The organism is Microvirga pakistanensis, assembly GCF_004458765.1.
Lineage (GTDB): Bacteria > Pseudomonadota > Alphaproteobacteria > Rhizobiales > Beijerinckiaceae > Microvirga > Microvirga pakistanensis.
Genome location: NZ_SPJX01000050.1, coordinates 1 through 223 on the forward strand (window position 1 = coordinate 1; position 223 = coordinate 223).

At 51.6% G+C, this 223-nt stretch carries 1 pseudogene; it reads left to right on the forward strand.

Going from position 1 to position 223, the window contains the following annotated elements:
* Positions 1-223 (forward strand): annotated as a pseudogene (locus tag E4K09_RS29705) (ABC transporter ATP-binding protein); the annotation flags it as partial.

Below are 223 nucleotides of genomic sequence, written 5' to 3' on the forward strand. Positions count from 1 at the left end.
ACGCTGCTACGGGTGATGGCGGGACTTTATGCGCCCACGCAGGGACAAGCCGTTGTTGTGGGCCGAGTTGCGCCGCTTCTAAATCTAAGCTTCGGGTTAGATATGGAGGCAACAGGCCTGGATAATATCTTTGTGCGAGGGCTATTTCTTGGTATGAGCCGTGCTGAGATCAAGGAGAAGCTCAATAGTATAGCTGAATTCAGCGAGTTGGGTGAGTTTCTTG